We start from the raw sequence: 21,132 nt of genomic DNA, 5'->3' as shown, positions 1-21,132 counted from the left end.
GTCTCCGTGTTGTTGGTGCCCAACTAGAGCAGGTTTCGCCTGCCTGTGCATTCACATTTGCGTATGCGTCTTCAGAGTGACCGCTTTTGCAGCAGGTAGATATCCATGATCCAACCATGATCGGCTCGGGCCTGCGCGCGGGTGGTCAAGATGGTTTCGGCTACCTCATCTAGTGGGCCGTGGATCAGGATCTCTTCCTTCATGCCGACATAGGCGCCCCACCAGATATCGAACGCCTTCATATCCAGCGCTTGGAATGAACACTCGCCGTCTAGCATCACGGCCACCTTGGTGGCGTCCGAGGGCCAGCCTTCATCGCGGATGCGGCGGCCAGTGGTAACAACATAAGGCGCGCCGATATCGTTGATGGGAATGGTATGGGCTGCTGTCAGCGCTTGTAGCGCGGTAATCCCCGGAATCACGCGTTTGCGCGGTTGCGGGTCCAGCCGAGAGGCAATCCGAAGCGAGCTGTCATAAAGCGAGGGATCCCCCCAGATCAATAGGGCGATCTTTGAGGCCTCAGGATGTTCCGCCATCGCTTCTTGCCAGCGCAGTGCAATAGCATCGTGCCACTCGTCGACGCCTTGCAGATATCCGTCGTCCGAGCGGCGCTTGGGGATATCGAAATACGCGATCTGCGGAGGCATCTCAGTGACCTTGGCGATGATCTCCTCCCGCAGTCCGGCCAGATCGGCTTTGTTCTCACCCTTGCGCGGGATCAGGATCAGATCCGCCTCGCGGATTGCCTGCGCGCCTTGCAGGGTTACGTGATCGGGATTTCCGGTGCCAATTCCGACCAGGGACAGCTCATACATCCTCGAACTCCGCCAAGGGCCCATAGAGGATAAGGGCAGGGGCCGTTCCGATCTCGGATTTCAGCGTGTCGGCCAGCGCGCCAATGGTCGAGCGGTGCAGCTTCTGATCCGGTGTGGAAACGGATTCCGCCATCAGTGCAGGCGTATCCAGTGGCAGGCCGTTGGCGTGCAGGGCCTCGACCAGCAGCGGAAAGGTCCGTTTGCCCATGAACACAACGGTGGTCGCCGCAGCGTCCGCCAAAGCGGTCAGGTTCAGATCGGGGGGCAGTTGCCCGCTGACATCGTGGCCGGTGACAAACTGTACACGCCGGGCCGTCAGCCTGCGGGTCAGCGGAATACCGGCAGCGGCTGCGGCTGCGATGGCCGAGGGGATGCCGGGGATGATCTCATAGTCGATCCCGGCTGTACGCAGGGCGACGATCTCTTCCTCAAGCCGTCCGAACATGCCGCCATCACCGGATTTCAACCGCACGATACGTTGTCCGGTCTGCGCGTATTCCACGAGCAGGCGGCTGACATGATCCTGTTTCGGCGAGGGCCGCCCGGCCCGTTTGCCGACGCCCACAAGATCAGCATCCGGTTGCGCGTGGCTCAGAATCGGCCCGCTGCTCAGATCGTCGAACAGAACGGCGTCGGCCTTCTGCATCCGGTCCACGGCCTTCAGGGTCAGCAATTCCGGGTCTCCCGGACCGGACCCGATGAATGATACAAACCCACTCATGCCGAGGCCTCGGCGATCAGGTGAAAGAACGTACCAGTGACGTTGCCACGGCGCGATCCGGTCTGCGGGCCTTCATCCCCTTCGGCATCGAACACACGCGCCAGCGGTGCATCTGGCTGTTCGACGATCGAGGAATAGTGGAACTCGTGCCCCCGCAGCGATGCACCTTGCGCAAACCCTGGCATCGACGCCAGCAGTTCGGCCCGGCGATACCCCAGATTGAATTTGCGCTTCTGGTACGAGGTCTGCAGCCCCAGCAATCCAGCCATCTGGTGCGGCGCGCCCTCTTTGTCGATCAGAACCTCACCAAGGGCCATGTAGCCGCCGCATTCCCCATGCACCGGCTTGGTCTCCGCATGCTTCCGCAAACCGGTCAGGAACGTGTCCGCAGCAGCCAGAGTACCTGCGTGCAGCTCCGGATACCCACCCGGCAACCAAACCAGATCGGCATCATCAGACGGGGCTTCATTGGCCAATGGCGAAAACGGCCGGATCTCAGCCCCCGCCGCGCGCCATCCCTCCAACAGATGCGGATAGGTGAACGAAAAAGCCGCATCCCGGGCCAACGCGATTCGTTGCGCCGGAGGCCGCGGCAGCGCGGCTGACGATGGCCCTTTGGGGCCTGAGGAAGCCGCCAGTTTGATCGCTTCAAGGTCCACATGTTCCCGCAGGAATGCTGCGTATCCAACGATGGCACTTTCCAGATCGGGATGCTCAACCGCTTGAATCAGCCCCAGATGACGTTCCGGCAGAGTCAGGTCTCCGCGACGGGGCAATACACCCAGAACCGGCAGACCTGCCCGTTCCATACCCAACCGCGTCAACCGCTCATGCCGAGGGCTGGCGCAGCGGTTTAGGATCACTCCGGCAAAAGGCAGGTCAGGGTTGTACATCTTGAACCCCAGCGCAGTCGCCGCTGCCGATTGGGCCTGACCGCCCACGTCCAATACCAATACAACCGGCCAGCCCATGCGTTGCGCGGTTTCGGCGCTCGATCCGTGGCCCAGCTCTCCGGGTTTGGCGACGCCGTCAAACAAGCCCATCGAGCCTTCGGCCACCACGATATCCGCCCCTTCGGCCTGATCCGAGATCGCGCCAAGCAGCCCGTCGCCCATCGCCCAACTATCAAGGTTGAACGACGCCCGCCCTGCCGCTGCGCGGTGAAAGGCCGGGTCGATATAATCAGGGCCGCTCTTGAACGGCTGTACGGTGAGGCCATCCTCAGCCAGCGCCCGCAAAAGGCCCAGCATCACGGTGGTTTTGCCGGTCCCCGAAGAGGGGGCCGAGATCAGAATGCCCGGAGGGTTCGTCATCGAGTCATTCATCCTCGGGGCTCCAGCTTGACCACGGGCTGTCCGCACTTTGCGGGCGATAGCGACGGTCATAGTCTTTTGAGTACAGGCAGCTTTCGTCAAACCCTTCACCCGCCAGCGCAGGCCCGACCATAATCAGCGCGGTGCGCGAAATGCTTTCATCCAGAGCATCTTTGAGGGTGGCCAATGTCGCGCGGATGATCCGCTCATCCGGCCAGCTGGCCCGGTAGACGACCGCTACGGGGCAGTCCGCGCCATAGGCAGGGCTCAGATCGGCAATCACCTTGTCCAGATTGCCGATCGATAAATGAATGGCCAGTGTCGCGCCGGTGCGGGCGAAGTTCTCCAGTGTTTCGCCTTCGGGCATTGAGGACGCACGGCCCGGGGTCCGCGTCAGAACCACCGATTGCGCCAGGCCGGGCAGGGTCAACTCTGTGCCCAATGACGCCGCAGCCGCTGCGAAGGACGGCACGCCCGGGGTAACGCTGACGGGGATGCCCATCTCTTTCAGACGGCGGATTTGTTCACCCATCGCCGACCAGACCGACAGGTCGCCCGAATGCAGGCGTGCCACGTCTTGTCCGTCCTGATGCGCCGCGTCGATCTCGGCCATGATCTGATCCAGATCCATAGGCGCGGTGTTGATGATCTTCGCGCCTTCGGGACAATGGCTCAGGATCTCCTCGGGCACCAGAGATCCCGCATAGAGGCAAACGGGGCAGGAGGCGATAATATCGCGCCCGCGCAGGGTCAGTAGATCGGCAGCGCCCGGTCCGGCGCCAATGAAATGAACGGTCATGAGTGTCCTCCGATGGCAATGGCGCATGTCGCCAGCCGGTCGTCCGAGATATGTCTGGGTGAAAGAAGCCGCGCGCCAGTTCCGGCGGCGGCCAATGCGGATGCTTCGGCCACGCTGCCGGTGCCATAGGTGGCGCGGCTGCGGTTCGAGCATGTCAGGGTGCGTTGCCCGGCCAGATCGGCTGCGGCAACGAAATGCAAGGGCAGGGCAAGGGTTTCTGCGAAACTGGCCAGAGCCAGATGACCCTCTTTATCAGCAACGGTTGCCAGGGCTTGAACGTCATGCGCAGCGGCGGCGGCGTTATAGGCTGCACGCAGGCTGTCCACTGTCGCGCTTGATGAAAAGCCAAGGCCTGCAACGATCATAGCGTCACACTCCACTGCACGACCGGATAGGCCGATTTCCACCCACGCCGGGGGCCGAGTGGAGCCGATTGCGCGAGCTCAATCCGCAGAAGATCTCCCCCCAATTCTTCGTGCCAGCGGGCCAATAGCGCCTCGCTTTCCAGTGTAACGGCATTGGCGACCAACCGGGTGCCCGCAGGAAGGGCATCGCGGAGCCACGCCAAGAGATCGGCGCTGAGACCGCCTCCGATGAACACAACATCGGGCAGAGGCAGACCTGACAGCGCATCCGGCGCCGTGCCATGAATGACGTTCAACCGATCTTGCCCCAAAGCATCGGCATTGCGTCGAATGCGTTCGGCACGGTCGGCACGCGGTTCGATGGTTGTGGCCGTCAAGGTCGGATCACACATCAACCATTCAATGCTGATCGAGCCTGTACCGCCACCAATATCCCATAGATGCTCGCCGCGTTGCGGGGCCAGCGCCGACAGGGTAAGCGCTCGGATCGGGCGTTTGGTGATCTGGCCGTCGGTTTCGAAAATATCGTCGGGTTTACCGGATACCTTGGGGAAAACGCGCCCTTCGCCTGCAACCTCCAGCCCGACGCAGACCGGGTGATCGAACGTGCCCAGAAGCGCCTCGGTCAACGAGACCGAGCGCGCGCGTTCACGCGGGCCGCCCAATGCCTCCATCACGTGCAACTGGGTATCGGCGAACCCCGTCTCGGTCAGATAGGTCGCAAGTTCCGCAACGGCTGCACCATTGCGCAACAGGATGATCGCCCGCAGCCCCGGAGACAGGTGCGGTCGCAGACGCGTCAGAGGAGCGGCGTGCAGGCCAAAGGTCTGGGTGCCCTCCAACGGCCACCCCAAACGCGCGGCGGCCAGAGAAAAGGTGGATTGGCCGGGCCGGGCGGTCCACTCGGCAGCCTCGAAATTGCGTGCAATCACCGAACCCGCGCCGAACCAGAACGGATCGCCCGAGGCCAGAACCACCGTCGCGCGGCCCCGAAGCCCGGTCAGGATCGGCAGGCCGTCGGAGAAAGGCACTGGCCATTCGATCCGTTCAGCCCCTGTTTCCGGCACCAGTGACAGGTGGCGGGGCGGGCCCATGATGACCTCGGCCCGATCCAGCACTTGACGGTTTGCGGGCGACAGGCCATCAAGCCCATCTTCACCCAGACCCAGAACAGTCATCCACGGAGTATCAGACATGACCAACCTCCTGATCCCCAATGTGCTTATTCTGGGCGGCACGACCGAGGCGAACGCTTTGGCCAAAACTGTTTCCGAACAGGGCCTTGCGGCGACCTATTCCTACGCAGGCCGGGTCGAGAATCCGCGCCCGCAGCCTTTGCCGGTTCGGGTCGGCGGGTTTGGCGGCGTGCAGGGTCTGGTTGCTTATATCCGCGACAACGGGATCAGCCATGTGATTGACGCGACTCATCCATTCGCCTCGCAAATGAGCCGAAACGCGATTGAGGCCTGCCGTGCAGCGCAAACGCCAATGGCCGCGCTGACGCGACCCGCTTGGCGCGTGCAGCCCGGTGATGACTGGCGACACGTTCCCGATATCCCCGCCGCAGTTGATGCGTTGAACGTCGAGGCGCAGCGCGTGTTCCTTGCGGTTGGTCGGATGCACCTTGAGGAGTTCTCTGCCCAGCCCCAGCATCACTATCTGCTGCGTCTGGTCGATGCGCCCGAAGAGCTGCCCTTGCCGAATGCCGACGTGGTTGTCGCCCGCGGCCCGTTTGCCGAGGCTGACGACCGCGCGTTGATGCAGATGCACGGGACGCAGTTGGTTGTGTCCAAGAACGCAGGCGGCAAGGGCGCGCGGGCCAAGCTGGATGCGGCGCGGGCGCTGAGCCTGCCAGTGCTGATGATCGACCGTCCGGTCCTGCCAGAGCGGACCGAGCTGTCGACGATTGCACAGGTTCTGGACTGGCTGGCTCATTCCGGGGTGAACCTCGGGGTGTAGACGATCGGCGCGCCGTCGCGCTCGATCACGCGTGTGCGCGATGATCCGACGATGACCACCGTCTGCATATCCGCCATTTCGGGCGTGGCCTCGGCCAGGGTGGAAATCCGGATCGCTTCGTCCTCGCGCGACACGGCGCGCGCGAACAGGATCAGACGTTCAGGCTCACATTCCTCGCGCAGGATTTCCAGCGTCTTTACAAATCCTTCTGGCCGCGACTTCGAGCGCGGATTGTAAAAGGCCATCGAGAAATCCGCCTGTGCCGCCAGACGCAACCGCTTTTCGATCAGCGACCAGGGCTTGAGGTTGTCGCTAAGGTTGATGGCGCAGAAATCATGCCCCATGGGCGCGCCGGCACGGGCAGACGCGGCCAGCATCGCCGTTATACCCGGCAGCACATCAATCTGAAGGTTGCGCCATTCTTCTGGACCGTTCTCCAGCGCTTCGAACACCGCAGCGGCCATCGCAAAGACACCCGGATCACCCGAGGACACAACAACCACGCGTTTCCCCTCAGCCGCCATCTGCAGCGCGTGTTGCGAACGATCGATCTCAACCCGGTTGTCACTGGCATGCACACTCAGGCCGGGGCGTTCGGCCACGCGCGCGACATAGGGGATGTAGCCGACCACATCGGTCGCCTCGGCCAGTGCAGCGGAGACTTCGGGCGTGACCAGGTCTTCATTTCCCGGCCCGAGGCCCGCGATCTTGACCCAGCCGCTCATGGCCGTCGCCCCTGACCGTGTACCAGAATGATCGAGAAATAGGGGGTGATCCCCTCACAATTCTCGGACAATTTGCAGACCCGCTGGTTTGGCATTTGCGCGTATTCCACGATCCACGCGCGATCATACATTCCGGCGGTCTTAAGCGCGCGCTTCACCTTGTCGATGTTGCGCCCGATCTTCATCACGACCAGTGCGTCGGTCTGCGCCATACGCTCGGCCAGAACCTCTTCGGGCAGGGTGGCGGCCAGAACGGTCAGGATGTCGTCGCCCCATGTGATCGGATCGCCGGTTGCTGTCCAAGCGCCGGACATGCCGGTAATGGCCGGGACGACCTCGACGGGGGCGATGTCGCGCAAACGGGTGTAGAGATGCATGAACGAGCCGTAGAAAAACGGGTCACCCTCGCACAGCACGACGACGTCTTCGCCCCTCTCAGCAAGAGCTTTCAGATGCTGCGCGCAGTCCTCGTAGAACGCGGCCAACAACTCGTTGTAGCGCGGATCGTTCAGAGGGATCTCGGTTGTGACGGGGTATTCCATCGGGAATTCTACCGCGCCTTCCGGGATCATACCGTTGACGATCTGGCGGGCCTGACCACTGCGGCCGGGTTTGCGGAAAAACGCCACATGGCGGGCATTGCGCAGCAGGCGGTCGGCCCGCACGCTCATCAGGTCGGGGTCACCGGGGCCGAGGCCAACGCCATATATCTTGCCGGCGCTCATTCGGCGCGGCTCGCGATGGCGTTGATGGCGGCGACTGTGATGGCGCTGCCACCGAGACGGCCTTTGACGATGCAGGACGGCACCGGCTGCGCCTCCCACAGGGCGTCCTTGGATTCGACCGCGCCGACGAAGCCCACAGGGCAACCGATGATGGCGGCGGGGCGCGGGCAGTTGGGGTCTTCCAGCATGTTCAGCAGGTGAAACAGGGCCGTCGGCGCGTTGCCGATGGCGACCACAGCGCCTGCCAGATGCGGGCGCCACAGCTCAAGCGCTGCGGCCGAGCGTGTGTTGCGCATCTCAGCGGCCAAAGGGCGCACGCGCTCGTCATGCAGGGTGCAGATGACCTCATTCTCGGCGGGCAGGCGGAACCGGGTTACGCCCTCGCTGACCATGCGCGCGTCACACAGGATCGGCGCGCCTTTTTCCAGAGCGGTGCGTGCGGCACTGACGAAACCGGGTGAGAAATGGACGAACTCTTCCAGCCCGACCATGCCAGCCGCGTGGATCATCCGAACCGCGACCTGCTCTTCATCGGCGTCGAACCGGGCCAGATCGGCCTCGGACCGGATGGTTGCAAAGCTCTCCTTGTAGATCGCCGCGCCGTCGGTTTCGTATGTGTAGGGCATCAGTTGAAGTCCATCGTCATCAGTGTTTCGGGGGTCAGCCCGCGTAGGATTGGCTCATCCCCCGCACGGCCCTGTTTGACAAGATCAAATCGTCCGTTCTGGCCGACTAAAGTCACATCCGCGGGGCCCATCCGGGCGCACCCTTTGGAACACCCCGAAACATGAAGTGTGCCGGGTACAAGCGGGGCCAATTCGCGCGCGATATCGCGGGTTTCCGCTTGCGCCTGCGGGCAGAACGGAGCGCCGGGGCAGGCGTCAGTGGTCATAAGCGGGTCGGTGCCATCCGTGACAAAACCCGGTGCGGGTACCGCCGCCCCGCCTTCCAGCAGGATCAGTCGCCAAGGGGTGACACGCAGGGCAGAGGCGCCGCCGTCGCGGATCAGTGCGTGCAGCTCATTTGCTGGCAATTGCCCGAAGGCCGCACCGTAGAGGTTGCCCAGATCGCAAGTGCCTGGTTGTAACGACGCGCCAATTGGTCCGGGGTCGCGGCCCTGCCATTCCGCAGGCAGACCAAAAGCCGCCACGGCCCGGGCCATGCGGCGGGTGTCTGGTGTGAAGACCTCGGCAAACCATGTGGCCAGAGCAATCAGGTGATAAATGGCCCCGGCCTCGGAGACGACACGTCCGGTCTGCGCCCCATCTGCGCGCAGGATCAGACCTTCGGCGGAACGCTCCAACCGGATATCGGCCGAATCCGCCGCCAGCAGGCGCTCCGGTCCTGTATCTATGGCAAAGCCGAATTTGGCCGGCAGCGCGGGCAAATCGTTCAGGCGGTCGATCAATTCCTGCGTCAGCCGCGCGGTCAGATCGCCCGGCTGGTAGAGCGGTGAGACCAGAATGTTGCGCCGGACCTCAATACCCGGCTCCGCGTCCAACAGCCCAAGCGCGGACAGCTCGGACAGCAATGCCTGGTGTTCACTTTCCTGCACGCCGCGCAACTGCAGGTTCGCACGGTTGGTCAGGTCGATTGTGCCGTTGCCGAATTGCTGGGCCAGTTCACACAAGCCAAGCGCTTGTGGCGCGGTCAGCCGAGCCAGCCGAGGGCGCACGCGCACCACCAGCCCATCCCCAGACATCATCGGTCGGTGGGCGCCGGGGCACCAACCTTGGACGACTGGTTTTGGGGTGGGCGCGCTCATCCCAGCCCCTCCAGATCCGCACGGATCGAGTTGCGCCGCGTATTCCACAAACCGGCATCCAGCAAGGCGCGGAACCGGTCCTGCATGGCCTGATGGGCCTGCGGATTGGCCTGCTGCAGGAAGGCATCCACATCTTCATCGCCCAGTGTGGCATCGTGGTAGAGGTCGAACAGATGCGGCGCAACGGTGCCCGACAGATGCGCAAACGAGGCCATGTGATCCAACGTCGCCGCGATCTCGGCCGCGCCCCGGAAGCCGTGCCGCTGCATCCCGGCGATCCAGTCCGGATTGGCAGCGCGGGCGTGGACAACGCGGCTGATCTCTTCCGGCAGGGTTCGGGCGCGTGGGTTTGCAGGGTTGGTATTGTCCAGATGATACAGCTGCGCGGTGCCGCCCGTAGCCTTCTTGGCGGCGGCAAAACCGGCCTCATGCGTGGCGTAGTCATTGGCCAGCAGCAGGTCTGTCTCGGTCAGGTCCTGCAGGTGAACAAAACTGTCGGCATGCGCCACGCGTTGTGTGATGCCCGCCTTATCCTGAACGATATTCTCGCCCTCCAGCGCAAAAGAGCTGGCCTCAAGCCATGCCTCACCCGCCTGCGCGCGGGCCTCTTCAGTATAGACCTCGGACAGCTGGGTCATGTTGACGCCATAGCTGCCGGGCGCGGGGCCGAACACACGGGCCGACGGGGCCTGACCGGCATAGGGGTTCCAGTCGGTCGCCTCATCCCGCGCCGCCAATGCGCGGATCGCCTGACCGTAAAGTGCCGAGAGGGTCGGGAAAACGTCCCGAAACAGGCCCGACACGCGCAGCGTCACGTCCAAGCGCGGGCGGCTGAGGTCGGTGATCGGCAGCACCTCGATCCCCGAGACCCGCTCAGAGCCTTTATCCCAGACCGGTTTCACGCCCAAAAGGTGCAGCGCCATGGCGAATTCCTCTCCCGCCGTGCGCATGGTGGCCGAGCCCCACAGATCGACGATCAGCCCCTTGGGATAGTCGCCTTCTTCCTGAAGGTGGCGGCGGACCAGTTCCTCGGCCAGTTTGACGCCTTGGGTGTAGGCCGCCCGCGTCGGCACCGAGCGGGGGTCGGTGGTATAGAGGTTCCGCCCGGTCGGCAGAACATCCGAGCGACCGCGATAGGGGGAACCGGACGGCCCGGCCTCGATCCGTTTCCCGGCCAGCGCGTCGATCAGAGCGTTGCGTTCCGCATGGGCCGAAGGCGCGGGGTCGAAAGTACCGGGAACCTCAGGCGCACGGCCATAGATATGCAGCCCGTCGCCGAACTGGCTTTCTTTGATATCGCAGACAAAGCGGTCGATGCGGGTAATCGCCTCGGCGGTGCAGGTGGCCTGATCGAGACCCAGATCGCTTTCCAACCCGATGGCTTGTGCCTCGTCGCGGATATTTTCCTGCAGGCGGTCACGGCGTTTGGGATCAAGCCCGTCTGCGTTCGAGAACTCATCAAGCAGAGACTCCAGACGTACCATACGATCTGGGGTGCCGCTTTCCTTCATAGGGGGCGGGATATGGCCCAGCGTCACGGCCCCGATCCGACGCTTGGCTTGCGCGGCCTCGCCTGGGTCGTTGACGATGAAGGGGTAGATCACTGGCAAGTCGCGGATCAGCGCCTCGGGCCAGCAATTCGCCGACAGAGCAACGGACTTGCCCGGAAGCCATTCCAGAGTGCCATGCGCGCCGATATGGATCAAAGCGTCTGCGCCCAGCCCCTTGCGCAGCCACAGATAGAAGGCGACGTAGCTGTGACGCGGGGTGCGAGACAGGTCGTGATAGTCGTCATTGCGCAGCTCGGGTGTGCCGCGTTCGGGCTGTAGAGCAACGAGCGCGTTGCCTCGGCGCAGGGCGGTGAAGTGGAACGCGCCTTCAGTAAAAACCGGGTCGTCTTCGGGCTTGCCCCAAACGGTTTGGAGATCGGCCCGCAGTTGCTCAGGCAGGTCAGCTAGGGCTGCCTGGTAATCTTCCAAAGACCATGAAATGCGCGCATCCAGCAGGGTTTCAGCAATTGGTTCGGCCGGTGCGGTGTTGTAGCCCTCGGCCTGAAGATCGGTCAGGATCGCCTCGGCCGAGGCCAGCGCGTCGAGCCCCACCGCATGCGCCATTTGCCAGTCTTTGCCGGGATAGGTCGACAGCACCAGCGCGGGCACCTGATCCGCCTTGGGCTTGTCATGCAGGGTCAGCCAGCCGGTGACACGGTCGATAATCGCTTCGATCCGTTCTTGCTCAGCCCGGTGGGCAAAGCGGGAATATTCCAGATGCGGATCACGCTTGCCCGGTTCCTTGAACGAGGCAATGCCCGCTGAAATGCGCCCGTCGACTTCGGGCAGCACCACATGCATGGCAAGATCGGCAGGGGAAAGGCCCCGTTCGGCCTCGGCCCAAGCCTTGCGGCGGGACGTGGCGAGGGCCATCTGAAACACGGGCACGCCCGCCGCGTCCAAAGGGGACGTACCCGATGCGCCTTTGCCCGAGAACGAGGTTGCGTTGATGATTGCCGAAGGCTTCAGCGCGACGATGTTGTCACGCAACCACTCAGCCGCAGCAGGAGCCTTGAGCGAAGGGGCGAAGAGACCTACGGCCTCGAACCCGCGATCTCGCAAGCTGCGGATCACGGTGGCGACAGGGGCCGTGTCCGCCGAGGTCAGATAGGCGCGATAGAAGGTGACGACGATACGTTTTGCGTCGCCCGCAAAGGCAGTCTCAACCGGGATCACGCCGCGATCAGGACACCACGCGCCAGATTCGGGCAGGGTTTTAGCCCCCATAACAGGGCCGGCATAAAGCCCCGCCGCCAACGCCATCTGCGCCAAGGCGGCCTGTGCCGCGACTTCGCCGCCTGTGTCGCAGAGATGTGCCAGACGGCGCAGGGTCGAGACGGGCAGGGTGGAATAGTCATCCAGCCGCGGGTCCTCACGCCCGTCGGCGGGTAGGACGGCCAACGCGATGCCCTTGGCCTTCGCCAGCGACAGCACTTGCTGCAGCCCGTAAGCCCAGTAAGGCACGCCGCCAATCAGGCGGATCAGAATGCCCTTCGCACCCTCCAGCGTCTGCTCCACGTAGGTGTCGACGGACAGAGGATGTTTCAACGCCGTCAGGTTCGCCAACCGCATCGTGGGCATACGCCCATCCGGCCCGCCACCGCGATGCCAGCCCGCCGCGAAAGCGCCAAGGTCGCTGTCCGAGAAGGACAGCACCACCAAATCCGCCGGGCTCTGGCCCAGATCGGTTGGGATTTCCGTTTCTTCTAACCCGTGGCTTTCGCGGAAGACGACGTGCATGGGCCTTACTCGGCGGCCTCGGTCACACCCGCGAGGATATCGCGGATTTCCGCTTCTTTGATATCGTCATGCTCGGCGATCACCACCATGCGCGAGCGGCGTTCCTCACCGGGGCCCCATGGACGGTCGTATTGATGACGCACACGGGCACCCACGGCCTGCACCAGCAGGCGCATCGGCTTGCCTTGCACGGCGGCATAGCCTTTGACGCGCAGGATGTTCAGCTCATTGGCCAGACGTTCGATCTTGGCGACCAAATCGGCAGGATCGGACTGTTCCGGCAGATCAACGATGATGCTTTCGAAATCGTCATGCTCGTGATCGTGGTGACCGTCGTGATGCGAAGGACGAGCGTCCATGTCATCCTCGGCTGCGGCCTCAAGACCCAGAACGACGCGCACATCCACGGCGCCTTCGGCCACTTCGACAACGGGCAGCGGGCGAGGGGCCTCGGCGGCAATGATCTCTTTGGCTTTTGCCACGCCTTCGGGACCGGCCAGATCAGGCTTGGTCAGCAGGATGATATCGGCGCAGGAAATCTGATCCTCAAACACCTCGGATAAGGGCGTTTCATGGTCGATCGAGTCATCAGCCATGCGCTGAGCGTCCACCGCTTCGACATTCGGAGCAAAGCGACCAGCGGCGACGGCCTCGGCATCGGCCAGCGCGATCACGCCATCAACAGTGATTTTCGATCGGATATCGGGCCAGTCGAACGCCTTCAGCAGCGGCTTGGGCAGGGCGAGGCCCGAGGTTTCGATCAGGATGTGATCGGGGCGCGGCTCCAGCGCCATAAGGGCTTCGATGGTCGGGATGAAATCATCGGCCACAGTGCAGCAGATGCAGCCGTTCGCCAGTTCCATGATGTTTTCCGCCGGACAATCCGGGATCGCGCAGGATTTCAGGATATCGCCATCGACGCCGACATCGCCGAACTCATTAACAACCACGGCCAGACGCTTGCCTTGCGGGTTCTGCATCAGGTGCTTAACGAGAGTTGTTTTGCCCGAGCCCAAGAAGCCAGTGATCACGGTGACGGGGAGTTTTTCCAAGTTGCTCATTTCAGGGCTCCAATCGGGGGAATACGGGCTGCGCAGTTTTTGCGGAAGTGTTCAGGGCGCTCACGCCATTTGACCAAGCCGTCCTCGGTCGCGAGGTACTTGGTGGCGCCGTCCACGATCACGTCGACATGGTCGGTTTCGTTCAGATGTTCATAGACGAAGGTCCAGCGTTCCGGGCCGCCACGCAGCACGATGGAACAGCCCTCGTTGCAGTTGGATAAACACTCCACGGCTTTAAGGGTTATCCCTTCCGGCAGGTCCGCCTGTTCAAGCGCCTTGTGCAACAGGGTGCCGGGGCGTTTCGCGTCGTCTTCAACGGGCAGTCCGCGACGACAGGTGGTGCAAACCAGCAATTCGACCGGAGCGGTCTCGGTCATGTCTCTCATCCCCCCAAATCCTCATCGTGGGGGACGGGGTTTCATGCGGGTCCCTTGACCCGACACCGGAACACCCCGTCCGGTTTCATCTTCGGGCGCTGGCAGGTCTCCCGGCTTGCGGATGTCAGAGGCGTCCTCTGTCGGATGTCCCGCCTTCCCGGCTTTGCGCCAGTGGCTCGGGCACCCTCTCCGGTCACGGTCGCGGGGGCGGCTGCGTTTGGCGGAAAACCCGTTGACGCATTCCCTTTTCATCTGCTCTCACAGACACCAACAGGAGGCTCATGCGGCACCGACCCTCAGCTTGTCAAGCGCGATGCAGTCCAGACCGCTGTGGTGCGTTGAAAAGCGACCTGCCAGCGTCGCTAGGCGGCATGAATCGGGCGCTGAGGCGTGGTCGCATGGCCTTAGGGCGCAAACGGAGGCGAAATCCATGAAAGTAGGTTTTATCGGGCTTGGGAATGTGGGCGGCAAGCTGTCGGGGTCATTGCTGCGTAATGGAATCGACCTGACGGTTCATGACCTGAGTTCCGATCTGGTTGAGGCCTTCGTCGCGCAGGGGGCCAAAGCGGCTGATAGCCCGGCCCAGATGATGCGCGATTGCGATGCCGTGATCACCTGCCTGCCGTCGCCTGCGGCTTCGGACGCGGTGATGCAAGAGATGCTGCCCGAGGTTGGTCCAGGTAAGATCTGGATGGAGATGTCCACCACCGACGAGGCTGAGGTCAAGCGGTTGGGGGCTTTGGTTTTGGAGCGCGGAGGGGCCGCAGTCGATTGCCCTGTCTCGGGTGGCTGTCACCGCGCGGCGACGGGCAATATCTCGATCTTCGCTGGCTGCGACCGCGACACGTTCGAACTTATCTTGCCCTTCCTGACCACCATGGGGCGGCGCGTTCTGCACACCGGAGAGCTCGGCTCGGCCTCGGTTCTGAAGGTGCTGACCAACTATCTTGCCACGGCCAACCTGATCACCTGTGCCGAAGCGCTGGTCACCGCCAAGGCCGCCGGTATGGATTTGAACACCACCTATGAGGCCATCAAAATCTCGTCAGGGACCTCGTTCGTGCACGAAACGGAAAGCCAGGTGATCCTGAACGGTTCGCGCGATATTTCGTTTACGATGGATTTGGTGAAAAAGGATATCGGCCTCTTTCAGGACGTCGCCGACCGCGCCGGTGTTCCGCTGGAAATCAATCCGGTGATGATCAAGATCTTTGAGGATGGCATCGCCCGGTTTGGCGAGCGTGAGTTGTCGCCAAACATCATCAAACGCCTGGAGGAGGCCACGGGCTTGGACATCCGCGCACCGGGTTTTCCTACGGAAATGCAGGACGATGAGCCGGAAGAACCAGGGTACGAGGTTGTGCCTCAGGGGCGTTCCTCCTGAAAACTGATTTCCGAAGACGGTATTTAGAGGAAGGGGATGTGGAGGCGAGTACCGGAATCGAACCGGTGTACACGGATTTGCAATCCGCTGCGTCACCACTCCGCCAACTCGCCTTTTCAAGTAAAATCAAATACTTGCCGTGGTGTGGTGGGCGTTTTAGCAGCTTTCATCGGGGGCGTCCAGAGGATTGCCGTCGATTTTGGGCCGCAAATCAATATTTGTGGGCGGCCGGTCTAAACGGATCGTGAACCAGGCTTGCGGCATCTGGGCCGTTGTCGAGACAGGTCGAGTGTGGCACAAGCCATTTATCCAAGGGATTGAAAAGAGAGATCAGATGTCAGATTTCGCAGCCCGGCGCCGCACCATGGTTGATACGCAGGTACGACCCTCGGATGTGACCAAGTTTCCAATTATCGACGCGATGCTGTCCGTTCCGCGTGAAAGCTTTGTGCCAACTGCACAGCGCGAAGCGGCCTATGTCGAAGGGTTGATCGATCTGGGCAACAACCGCTGCATTCTTGAGCCGCGCACTCTAGCCAAGATGTTGGATGCGCTGAATATCTCCAATGAAGAAATGGTCCTCGATATCGCGTCGGCCTACGGGTATTCGACCGCAATCGCCGCTCGAATGGCGCAGCTGGTGGTAGGCGTCGAATCCGACGAACATCTTGCCTCTGAGGCGCAAAGCGTGCTGACGGAAGAAAACGTCGATAATGCCGTCATCCATGTAGGTCCTCTTGAAGAAGGGGCTGCCGAGCATGGCCCTTATGACGTGATTATGATACAAGGTGGTGTCGAACATGTGCCCGACGCGGTGCTGGACCAATTGAAGGATCAGGGCCGGATCGCATGTCTATTTGTGGACGGGCAACTGGGTACGGTTCGCATCGGTCGCAAGGCCGGTGGTGTGGTCAGTTGGCGGGATGCCTTCAACGCCAGTGCGCTGGTTTTGGACGGTTTTTCCCAAGAGTGTGCATTTTCGCTATAGTCCGCTGACTGTTGTTTCCACCACCTTGATTAGTTGAACATAAAGACGCAAACTGCCGGAGAGGCAGCGTAATTTCGATTTGAGAGGATTTGGTATGCGTGGAAAGACAGCGGGAAAGCTGGTCAAAGCGCTTGCAGTGACTGCGGCCATTGCCCTGAGTACTGTTCCCGGACGGGCCGTCTGGGCTGACAATCTGACAGATGCGTTCATCGGAGCGTATAACACCAGCGGTCTGCTGGAACAGAACCGAGCCCTGTTGCGGGCAGCGGATGAAGACGTAGCAATTGCACTTTCCGCGCTGCGCCCGATCATCAACTGGACGGTTCAGGTCAGTCAGGATTACACGAGAACAAGAACTGACTCCGTCAGAACAAGCACCGACCCGTCGCGATTCTTCTCGGGTCTGACGCTCAGCCAGCTTTTGTATGATGGCGGGGCATCGGTGCTGGGCAAGCAGTCCGCACAGGAAACGGTTCTGTCGACGCGACAGTCGCTGATCGATATCGAGCAGCAAGTTCTTTTCCGGGCCGCAACCGCGTATCTGAGCGTCCTGCTGCAAGAAGAAACAGTTCAGATTCGGCAAAACAACGTCGATCTGTCGAGCGAGGAACTTCGGGCCTCGAATGACCGCTTCGAAGTGGGTGAAGTCACGCGTACCGACGTGGCTCTTTCTGAGGCGCAGCTGGCCAGTTCGCGCGCGGATCTTGCGGATGCCAAAGGGGATCTCAGCACTGCTCAGGCCGAATATGTGAATGCGGTCGGCAAACTGCCGGGGCGTACGGCTGGGCAGCCGGGGCTTCCGAATCTCCCACGCTCGCAATCCGAGGCAATCAGCCTCGCGCAGCGCAATCACCCGGCGATTCTATCGGCTCAGCACCAGGTGCGGGCGCTGGATTTGATCGTGCAGCAACAACGCGCCAACCTTGGGCCCAATGTCAGCCTGAACGCGGATGCGGGTGTGACGCAGCGATATGACAATGATGACTACATCAACGACGCCACGGTTTCGCTGAACTTCAACCAGCCGATCTATGCAGGCGGTCGTCTTGCAGCCAACGTACGTCGCGCGATGGCAACCCGGGATTCGTCGCGGGCCAATCTGCTGAACGTGCAGAAGAACATCACGCAAGGCGTGACAGATGCCTTTGTTCGGTTCCAAACGGCAACGGCCAGCCTGACGGCCTCGACCGAGCGGGTCCGGGCCTCGCAAGTGGCCTTTGACGGGATTCGCGAAGAGGCGACGCTGGGCGCGCGAACCACGCTGGACGTGCTGACCGCTCAGCAGGATCTTCTGGATGCCCAATTGGCCGAGGTGGCCTCGCGCACGGAACGGTCATTGGCGGCATACCAGCTGCTGCAGGCGCAAGGCCTTCTGACGGCTGAACGTCTGGGGCTTGCGGTGCAGATCTATGATCCGACGCTGTACTACAATCTGGTCAAAAAGGCTCCGGCGCAGGTCAGCAAGCAAAGCAAGGATCTAGATCGCGTTCTCAAAGCGTTGCGGCGGGACTGATCTATACTACTGGTTGTGACGCCCGACGTGTTTGGCTACACTTGGTCTCAAGAATAGAGCGGTAGAGAACAATGTCGGATAGCGTCATGACCTCAGGTATCGAGGATGTACTGTCGTCGGTAAAACGACTGGTGAGCGAAGACGGTCGCAAAGTGTCGGATACCGATACTGCGGCCGCTCCACGCAAGCCGGGCCGATTGGTCTTGACGGACGCGCTGCGCGTTGGTGACGCGCCAAAATCCGAACCCCTGAAACTGGAACCTAAATACAGTCCCGAGGATTCGGCAAAGCCGATGCTCCTGCGGGCCTGTGATATTGTTCAGCCGGGCGAAGCAGCCAATCACGATGGTGCTGAGGAGGTCGGCGACGAGACCACGTCGGACAACCCGACCGGCAGCCTGAGTGCCAAGATTGAAGCCCTTGAGGCCGCCATCGCGCGAACCGAGGACCAATGGGAGCCGGACGGAGACAGCGACGACGCGTATTCCGGCACGCCCTCGAAGGCGCTGCATTGGATACCTGCGCCCACCTTTGAAGAGGAGGACGCCGAGGATGTGGATGCGCCCTCAGGCGAGGCGGATGCCGCGAAAGAAGAACCGGCGACATTCGTTCGGCATGGGGACACTCCTAAAGCAGACCCAGTTGAAGACGACGCGCCTGAGGAAGCGATCGAGGACGAGATCGGGTTGTCTGCGTCCGAGGAGGAGGCCTTGCGTGAGATGATCGCCGAGGTTGTCCGGTCCGAGCTTCAGGGCGCGTTGGGGGAACGCATCACCCGAAATGTCCGCAAGATGGTCCGGCGTGAGATTCACCGCGCGCTGACCGCCAAAGAGCTGGAATAGAAGCTCAGGCCCGTTGCGGCGTCTGAGCAAGCTCCAGCAGTAGATCCAGATCCATATGCTGTTCAAGATGGTCTGCCAGATCATCCAGCGCCTGTTCGACTCCGTCTTCGTATGCGGTCTCGGAGGTGACATCCAAACCCGACAGGTACTGCGCACGGAAGGCGTCGGATGAGAAAATCCCATGCAGATAGCTGCCCAGAATGCGCCCATTGGCACTGGCTGCTCCTTCAGGGCGTCCTTGCACCTCAAGCCAGGCACGTGCGCAATCAGGCCCTTCGGTGCGGCCCATGTGAATCTCGTAGCCGCTGACGGGTTCGCGATTTGGCAGGGCGCAAGCCTCGGTTAGGGTCACGTGTTTCTTGCCCGCCATGACCGTGTCAACGTCCAGTAGCCCTAGGCCCTCAACCGTGCCGGGGCGGCCATCCACGCCTTCGGGGTCTGAGATCGTTTTCCCTAGCATCTGATATCCGCCACACAGACCTAAAACGTGACCACCACGGCGCACATGTGCGTAGAGGTCGATATCCCAGCCCTGCTTCCGGAAATAGGTCAGATCACCGATGGTCGATTTGCTGCCGGGCAACAGCACCAGATCGGCATCACCGGGCAGGGGGCGGCCTGCGGGAATGATCTCGACACTGACGCCGGGCTCAGCCGACAGAGGGTCCAGATCGTCGAAATTGGCCATGCGCTCCAGTTGAGGCACCACAACCTTGCAGGCCCCACCGGTATGAGAGCGGATGTCCATCATATCTTCGGCGGGTAGTTTCCATGCGTCGTGGAACCAGGGCACAACACCCAGGCAAGGCCAGCCGGTCCGTGAGGCGATATCATCGCGCCCTTCATCAAACAGAGATACATCGCCTTTGAAGCGGTTGACGGCAAAGCCACGGATCATCGCCAGATCGCCCTCGTCCAGCACGGCCTGAGTGCCCACGATTTGCGCAATCACACCGCCCCGGTGGATATCGCCAACCAGCACTACTGGAGCCCCGGCCGCGCAGGCGAAACCCATATTGGCGATGTCACCTTTGCGCAGGTTTGTCTCAGCCGGGCTGCCCGCGCCCTCAATCAGGACCAAATCAGCGTCGCCGCACAGCCGGTCAAAGCTTTCGAGCGCGGCCCCCAGCAGTTTGGATTTGTCCTTGCGATAGTCGCCCGCCTTCATGGTTCCGGCACGCTGCCCCTGCACGATGATCTGCGCGCCGGTGTCCGTTTCGGGCTTGAGCAGGACCGGGTTCATATCCGTATGGGTCGGGCGTTTGGCTGCGCGCGCTTGCAAGGCCTGTGCGCGTCCGATTTCACCTCCGTTTTCTGTCACAGCCGCGTTGTTCGACATGTTCTGCGGCTTGAACGGGGCGACCCTCAGACCGCGCCGCGTGAACGCTCGCGCCAACCCGGCAACCAGAACCGATTTGCCGACATTGCTGCCGGTGCCTTGAATCATGATGGCGCGAACCATTGGCGTCTCCTATATGTTGGGGGCAAATGACCTGATTTGACGCCAAAGGGAAAGCCCCAGATGAACACGCCTGCGCATCTTTTGATCGGCGCAGCCGCCTTTGCGCGGCCTGCACGCGGGCGCATCCTTTGGGCGGCTGTGCTGGGGTCGCTGTTGCCGGACCTGTCGCTGTACCTGATGGCGGGGGTGTCTTTGCATATTCTCAACATCCCGCCACATGTGGTGTTCGACGAACTGTATTTTTCACCGCAATGGCAGACGGTTTTCGCCATCGATAACTCGTTCATCCTGTGGGGGCTGGCACTGGCGCTGGGGCTTTGGCGGGGGTGGCGAGTCCTGTCGGTCGCGGCATCGGCAGGGCTATTGCATATAATGATGGATTTCGGGCTGCATGCGGGGGACGGGCGCCCTCATTTCTGGCCACTGAGCGATTGGGTCTTTCACAGCCCGGTCAGCTATTGGGACACGTCGCATCACTCGATTTGGGTTATGCCGGTGTCAATCGCGCTATGCGTCGGCTCTTATGTCGTGCTTTGGAGCAGGGGGCTTTCGTTGTCCGCAAAGCTCTTCTTCGCGCTGCTGCTGGCGGCCGAGATCTGGATCGCACGGCAATGGGTTCTGTTCTTCTAGGCAGAGCCAAAGAAAAACGCGCCCCAAAGTCTGGAGGCGCGATTTTTCGTAGTGAAATCGCCTTGGATCAGGCGGCTTCGGCTTGTTGGGCGGCGTTGCGACGCTCGCTTTCTTCGCGTGACAGGGCGACGGAAGTCCGCACACCACGGCCAACGAAGTCCATCAATCCGCTAACAACCCGCTCATTCGGGTCAATACCCGCGCAGGACAGCACCTCGCGACCATCGCGCGAGCGGGCCCAGCGGGCGATTTGTTCGGGGCCGTTGCCGTATTTCTTGTCATCGGCGATGGCATCATCCAGTGCGGCCAGCACAACAGCCGCGAAAAGTTTACGCGCACGATTGCCTTGCTCATTGTTAAAGGCAGTGCCGTCAACGAAATCTCTCATCTCGTCTTCC

At 61.8% G+C, this 21,132-nt stretch carries 21 protein-coding genes, 1 tRNA gene and 1 riboswitch; of the genes, 6 read left to right on the top strand and 16 right to left on the bottom strand.

Features of this window, described 5'->3' with window-relative positions; all coding sequences use genetic code 11:
* Nucleotides 1–71: 71 nt before the first annotated feature.
* From cobF to cbiE, 6 genes are read right to left on the bottom strand one after another with little or no spacing between them, the layout of a single operon-like run.
* Entirely contained in the window at nt 72–815 is a 744-nt protein-coding gene (gene cobF, locus ACR0KL_RS03400) for a precorrin-6A synthase (deacetylating) (protein WP_170676623.1), read from the bottom strand.
* Complete coding sequence (cobA, locus tag ACR0KL_RS03395; RefSeq protein ID WP_170676621.1) at nt 808–1,536, bottom strand: uroporphyrinogen-III C-methyltransferase; 729 nt, start codon at nt 1,534–1,536, stop codon at nt 808–810. The genes cobF and cobA overlap by 8 nt, the downstream gene beginning before the upstream one ends.
* Nucleotides 1,533–2,861 (bottom strand): cobyrinic acid a,c-diamide synthase CobB, encoded by a 1,329-nt coding sequence (locus ACR0KL_RS03390; RefSeq protein WP_480554519.1) that lies wholly within the window; start codon nt 2,859–2,861, stop codon nt 1,533–1,535. Before ACR0KL_RS03390 ends, cobA begins: the two co-directional genes overlap by 4 nt.
* A complete protein-coding gene (gene cobM / locus ACR0KL_RS03385) occupies nt 2,854–3,648 on the bottom strand; it encodes a precorrin-4 C(11)-methyltransferase (protein ID WP_170676619.1) in 795 nt (264 codons plus the stop codon). Before cobM ends, ACR0KL_RS03390 begins: the two co-directional genes overlap by 8 nt.
* Complete coding sequence (locus tag ACR0KL_RS03380; protein ID WP_170676617.1) at nt 3,645–4,013, bottom strand: cobalamin biosynthesis protein; 369 nt, start codon at nt 4,011–4,013, stop codon at nt 3,645–3,647. The genes cobM and ACR0KL_RS03380 overlap by 4 nt, the downstream gene beginning before the upstream one ends.
* Nucleotides 4,010–5,209 carry a precorrin-6y C5,15-methyltransferase (decarboxylating) subunit CbiE gene (gene cbiE / locus ACR0KL_RS03375; RefSeq protein ID WP_170676615.1) on the bottom strand — a complete coding sequence of 400 codons (1,200 nt, stop codon included), beginning with the start codon at nt 5,207–5,209 and terminating at the stop codon, nt 4,010–4,012. Before cbiE ends, ACR0KL_RS03380 begins: the two co-directional genes overlap by 4 nt.
* Between cbiE and ACR0KL_RS03370 the strand changes: the two genes are divergently transcribed.
* Nucleotides 5,208–5,972 carry a cobalt-precorrin-6A reductase gene (locus ACR0KL_RS03370; protein ID WP_480776634.1) on the top strand — a complete coding sequence of 255 codons (765 nt, stop codon included), beginning with the start codon at nt 5,208–5,210 and terminating at the stop codon, nt 5,970–5,972. The two genes, cbiE and ACR0KL_RS03370, sit on opposite strands and share 2 nt — an antisense overlap.
* Here ACR0KL_RS03370 and cobJ read toward each other — a convergent pair.
* Genes cobJ through ACR0KL_RS03335 form a run of 7 tightly spaced genes read right to left on the bottom strand, consistent with a single transcriptional unit; the run spans nt 5,945 to nt 13,915 of the window.
* Complete coding sequence (cobJ, locus tag ACR0KL_RS03365) at nt 5,945–6,697, bottom strand: precorrin-3B C(17)-methyltransferase (RefSeq protein WP_170676611.1); 753 nt, start codon at nt 6,695–6,697, stop codon at nt 5,945–5,947. The two genes, ACR0KL_RS03370 and cobJ, sit on opposite strands and share 28 nt — an antisense overlap.
* Nucleotides 6,694–7,422 carry a precorrin-2 C(20)-methyltransferase gene (locus ACR0KL_RS03360; RefSeq protein ID WP_170488651.1) on the bottom strand — a complete coding sequence of 243 codons (729 nt, stop codon included), beginning with the start codon at nt 7,420–7,422 and terminating at the stop codon, nt 6,694–6,696. The genes cobJ and ACR0KL_RS03360 overlap by 4 nt, the downstream gene beginning before the upstream one ends.
* The gene (locus tag ACR0KL_RS03355; protein ID WP_170676609.1) at nt 7,419–8,048 is read right to left on the bottom strand and encodes a precorrin-8X methylmutase; all 630 of its coding nucleotides are present in this window, start codon (nt 8,046–8,048) and stop codon (nt 7,419–7,421) included. Before ACR0KL_RS03355 ends, ACR0KL_RS03360 begins: the two co-directional genes overlap by 4 nt.
* Nucleotides 8,048–9,187, bottom strand: coding sequence for a precorrin-3B synthase (cobG, locus tag ACR0KL_RS03350; protein ID WP_480776633.1), 1,140 nt, complete (start codon nt 9,185–9,187; stop codon nt 8,048–8,050). Before cobG ends, ACR0KL_RS03355 begins: the two co-directional genes overlap by 1 nt.
* The gene (cobN, locus tag ACR0KL_RS03345) at nt 9,184–12,477 is read right to left on the bottom strand and encodes a cobaltochelatase subunit CobN (protein WP_170676604.1); all 3,294 of its coding nucleotides are present in this window, start codon (nt 12,475–12,477) and stop codon (nt 9,184–9,186) included. Before cobN ends, cobG begins: the two co-directional genes overlap by 4 nt.
* A gap of 5 nt (nt 12,478–12,482) precedes the next feature.
* On the bottom strand, nt 12,483–13,538 hold the full coding sequence (gene cobW, locus ACR0KL_RS03340; protein WP_170676602.1) for a cobalamin biosynthesis protein CobW: 1,056 nt from the start codon (nt 13,536–13,538) through the stop codon (nt 12,483–12,485).
* On the bottom strand, nt 13,535–13,915 hold the full coding sequence (locus ACR0KL_RS03335) for a DUF1636 domain-containing protein (RefSeq protein WP_170676600.1): 381 nt from the start codon (nt 13,913–13,915) through the stop codon (nt 13,535–13,537). The genes cobW and ACR0KL_RS03335 overlap by 4 nt, the downstream gene beginning before the upstream one ends.
* An 83-nt stretch (nt 13,916–13,998) precedes the next feature.
* Nucleotides 13,999–14,202: riboswitch (cobalamin riboswitch) on the bottom strand.
* A gap of 26 nt (nt 14,203–14,228) precedes the next feature.
* On the opposite strand from ACR0KL_RS03335, the gene ACR0KL_RS03330 reads away from it, so the two are divergent.
* Nucleotides 14,229–15,299, top strand: coding sequence for an NAD(P)-dependent oxidoreductase (locus tag ACR0KL_RS03330; RefSeq protein ID WP_480554516.1), 1,071 nt, complete (start codon nt 14,229–14,231; stop codon nt 15,297–15,299).
* Between the two features lie 39 nt (nt 15,300–15,338).
* Here the strand turns inward: ACR0KL_RS03330 and ACR0KL_RS03325 are convergent.
* A tRNA-Cys gene (locus ACR0KL_RS03325) sits at nt 15,339–15,412 on the bottom strand.
* A 221-nt stretch (nt 15,413–15,633) separates the two neighbouring features.
* On the opposite strand from ACR0KL_RS03325, the gene ACR0KL_RS03320 reads away from it, so the two are divergent.
* The 3 genes from ACR0KL_RS03320 (at nt 15,634) to ACR0KL_RS03310 (ending at nt 18,642) form a co-directional block, all read left to right on the top strand.
* Nucleotides 15,634–16,287: a protein-L-isoaspartate O-methyltransferase family protein gene (locus ACR0KL_RS03320; protein ID WP_170676598.1), complete on the top strand. Its 654-nt coding sequence runs from the start codon at nt 15,634–15,636 to the stop codon at nt 16,285–16,287.
* A 94-nt stretch (nt 16,288–16,381) separates the two neighbouring features.
* Nucleotides 16,382–17,800, top strand: coding sequence for a TolC family outer membrane protein (locus ACR0KL_RS03315; RefSeq protein WP_170676596.1), 1,419 nt, complete (start codon nt 16,382–16,384; stop codon nt 17,798–17,800).
* A gap of 86 nt (nt 17,801–17,886) precedes the next feature.
* Nucleotides 17,887–18,642 carry a hypothetical protein gene (locus ACR0KL_RS03310; RefSeq protein WP_480554514.1) on the top strand — a complete coding sequence of 252 codons (756 nt, stop codon included), beginning with the start codon at nt 17,887–17,889 and terminating at the stop codon, nt 18,640–18,642.
* Nucleotides 18,643–18,646: 4 nt separating this feature from the next.
* On the opposite strand, the gene ACR0KL_RS03305 is transcribed toward ACR0KL_RS03310, so the two are convergent.
* Nucleotides 18,647–20,104: a cobyric acid synthase gene (locus ACR0KL_RS03305; protein WP_170676592.1), complete on the bottom strand. Its 1,458-nt coding sequence runs from the start codon at nt 20,102–20,104 to the stop codon at nt 18,647–18,649.
* 60 nt (nt 20,105–20,164) lie between these two features.
* Between ACR0KL_RS03305 and ACR0KL_RS03300 the strand changes: the two genes are divergently transcribed.
* A complete protein-coding gene (locus tag ACR0KL_RS03300) occupies nt 20,165–20,734 on the top strand; it encodes a cobalamin biosynthesis protein CobQ (protein WP_480776632.1) in 570 nt (189 codons plus the stop codon).
* Nucleotides 20,735–20,801: 67 nt separating this feature from the next.
* Here the strand turns inward: ACR0KL_RS03300 and ACR0KL_RS03295 are convergent, their stop codons facing one another.
* Nucleotides 20,802–21,122 (bottom strand): DUF6280 family protein, encoded by a 321-nt coding sequence (locus ACR0KL_RS03295; protein WP_108785849.1) that lies wholly within the window; start codon nt 21,120–21,122, stop codon nt 20,802–20,804.
* Nucleotides 21,123–21,132 lie beyond the last annotated feature (10 nt).

The sequence above is a fragment of the Ruegeria sp. C8 genome (assembly GCF_056537565.1).
Note: the sequence above shows the minus strand (reverse complement) of the source record. Positions and strands in the feature narration are given on the sequence as shown.

Coding starts and splice junctions, on each gene's coding strand:
- cobF (WP_170676623.1), bottom strand. CDS start 815: ATGTATGAGCTGTCCCTGGTCGGAATTGGCACCGGAAATCCCGATCAC.
- ACR0KL_RS03300 (WP_480776632.1), top strand. CDS start 20,165: ATGAACACGCCTGCGCATCTTTTGATCGGCGCAGCCGCCTTTGCGCGG.
- ACR0KL_RS03315 (WP_170676596.1), top strand. CDS start 16,382: ATGCGTGGAAAGACAGCGGGAAAGCTGGTCAAAGCGCTTGCAGTGACT.
- cobJ (WP_170676611.1), bottom strand. CDS start 6,697: ATGAGCGGCTGGGTCAAGATCGCGGGCCTCGGGCCGGGAAATGAAGAC.
- ACR0KL_RS03305 (WP_170676592.1), bottom strand. CDS start 20,104: ATGGTTCGCGCCATCATGATTCAAGGCACCGGCAGCAATGTCGGCAAA.
- ACR0KL_RS03380 (WP_170676617.1), bottom strand. CDS start 4,013: ATGATCGTTGCAGGCCTTGGCTTTTCATCAAGCGCGACAGTGGACAGC.
- ACR0KL_RS03355 (WP_170676609.1), bottom strand. CDS start 8,048: ATGCCCTACACATACGAAACCGACGGCGCGGCGATCTACAAGGAGAGC.
- cobM (WP_170676619.1), bottom strand. CDS start 3,648: ATGACCGTTCATTTCATTGGCGCCGGACCGGGCGCTGCCGATCTACTG.
- ACR0KL_RS03390 (WP_480554519.1), bottom strand. CDS start 2,861: ATGAATGACTCGATGACGAACCCTCCGGGCATTCTGATCTCGGCCCCC.
- ACR0KL_RS03320 (WP_170676598.1), top strand. CDS start 15,634: ATGTCAGATTTCGCAGCCCGGCGCCGCACCATGGTTGATACGCAGGTA.
- ACR0KL_RS03360 (WP_170488651.1), bottom strand. CDS start 7,422: ATGAGCGCCGGCAAGATATATGGCGTTGGCCTCGGCCCCGGTGACCCC.
- ACR0KL_RS03370 (WP_480776634.1), top strand. CDS start 5,208: ATGACCAACCTCCTGATCCCCAATGTGCTTATTCTGGGCGGCACGACC.
- cobG (WP_480776633.1), bottom strand. CDS start 9,187: ATGAGCGCGCCCACCCCAAAACCAGTCGTCCAAGGTTGGTGCCCCGGC.
- cbiE (WP_170676615.1), bottom strand. CDS start 5,209: ATGTCTGATACTCCGTGGATGACTGTTCTGGGTCTGGGTGAAGATGGG.
- ACR0KL_RS03335 (WP_170676600.1), bottom strand. CDS start 13,915: ATGACCGAGACCGCTCCGGTCGAATTGCTGGTTTGCACCACCTGTCGT.
- ACR0KL_RS03295 (WP_108785849.1), bottom strand. CDS start 21,122: ATGAGAGATTTCGTTGACGGCACTGCCTTTAACAATGAGCAAGGCAAT.
- ACR0KL_RS03310 (WP_480554514.1), top strand. CDS start 17,887: ATGACCTCAGGTATCGAGGATGTACTGTCGTCGGTAAAACGACTGGTG.
- cobW (WP_170676602.1), bottom strand. CDS start 13,538: ATGAGCAACTTGGAAAAACTCCCCGTCACCGTGATCACTGGCTTCTTG.
- cobA (WP_170676621.1), bottom strand. CDS start 1,536: ATGAGTGGGTTTGTATCATTCATCGGGTCCGGTCCGGGAGACCCGGAA.
- ACR0KL_RS03330 (WP_480554516.1), top strand. CDS start 14,229: ATGCAGTCCAGACCGCTGTGGTGCGTTGAAAAGCGACCTGCCAGCGTC.
- cobN (WP_170676604.1), bottom strand. CDS start 12,477: ATGCACGTCGTCTTCCGCGAAAGCCACGGGTTAGAAGAAACGGAAATC.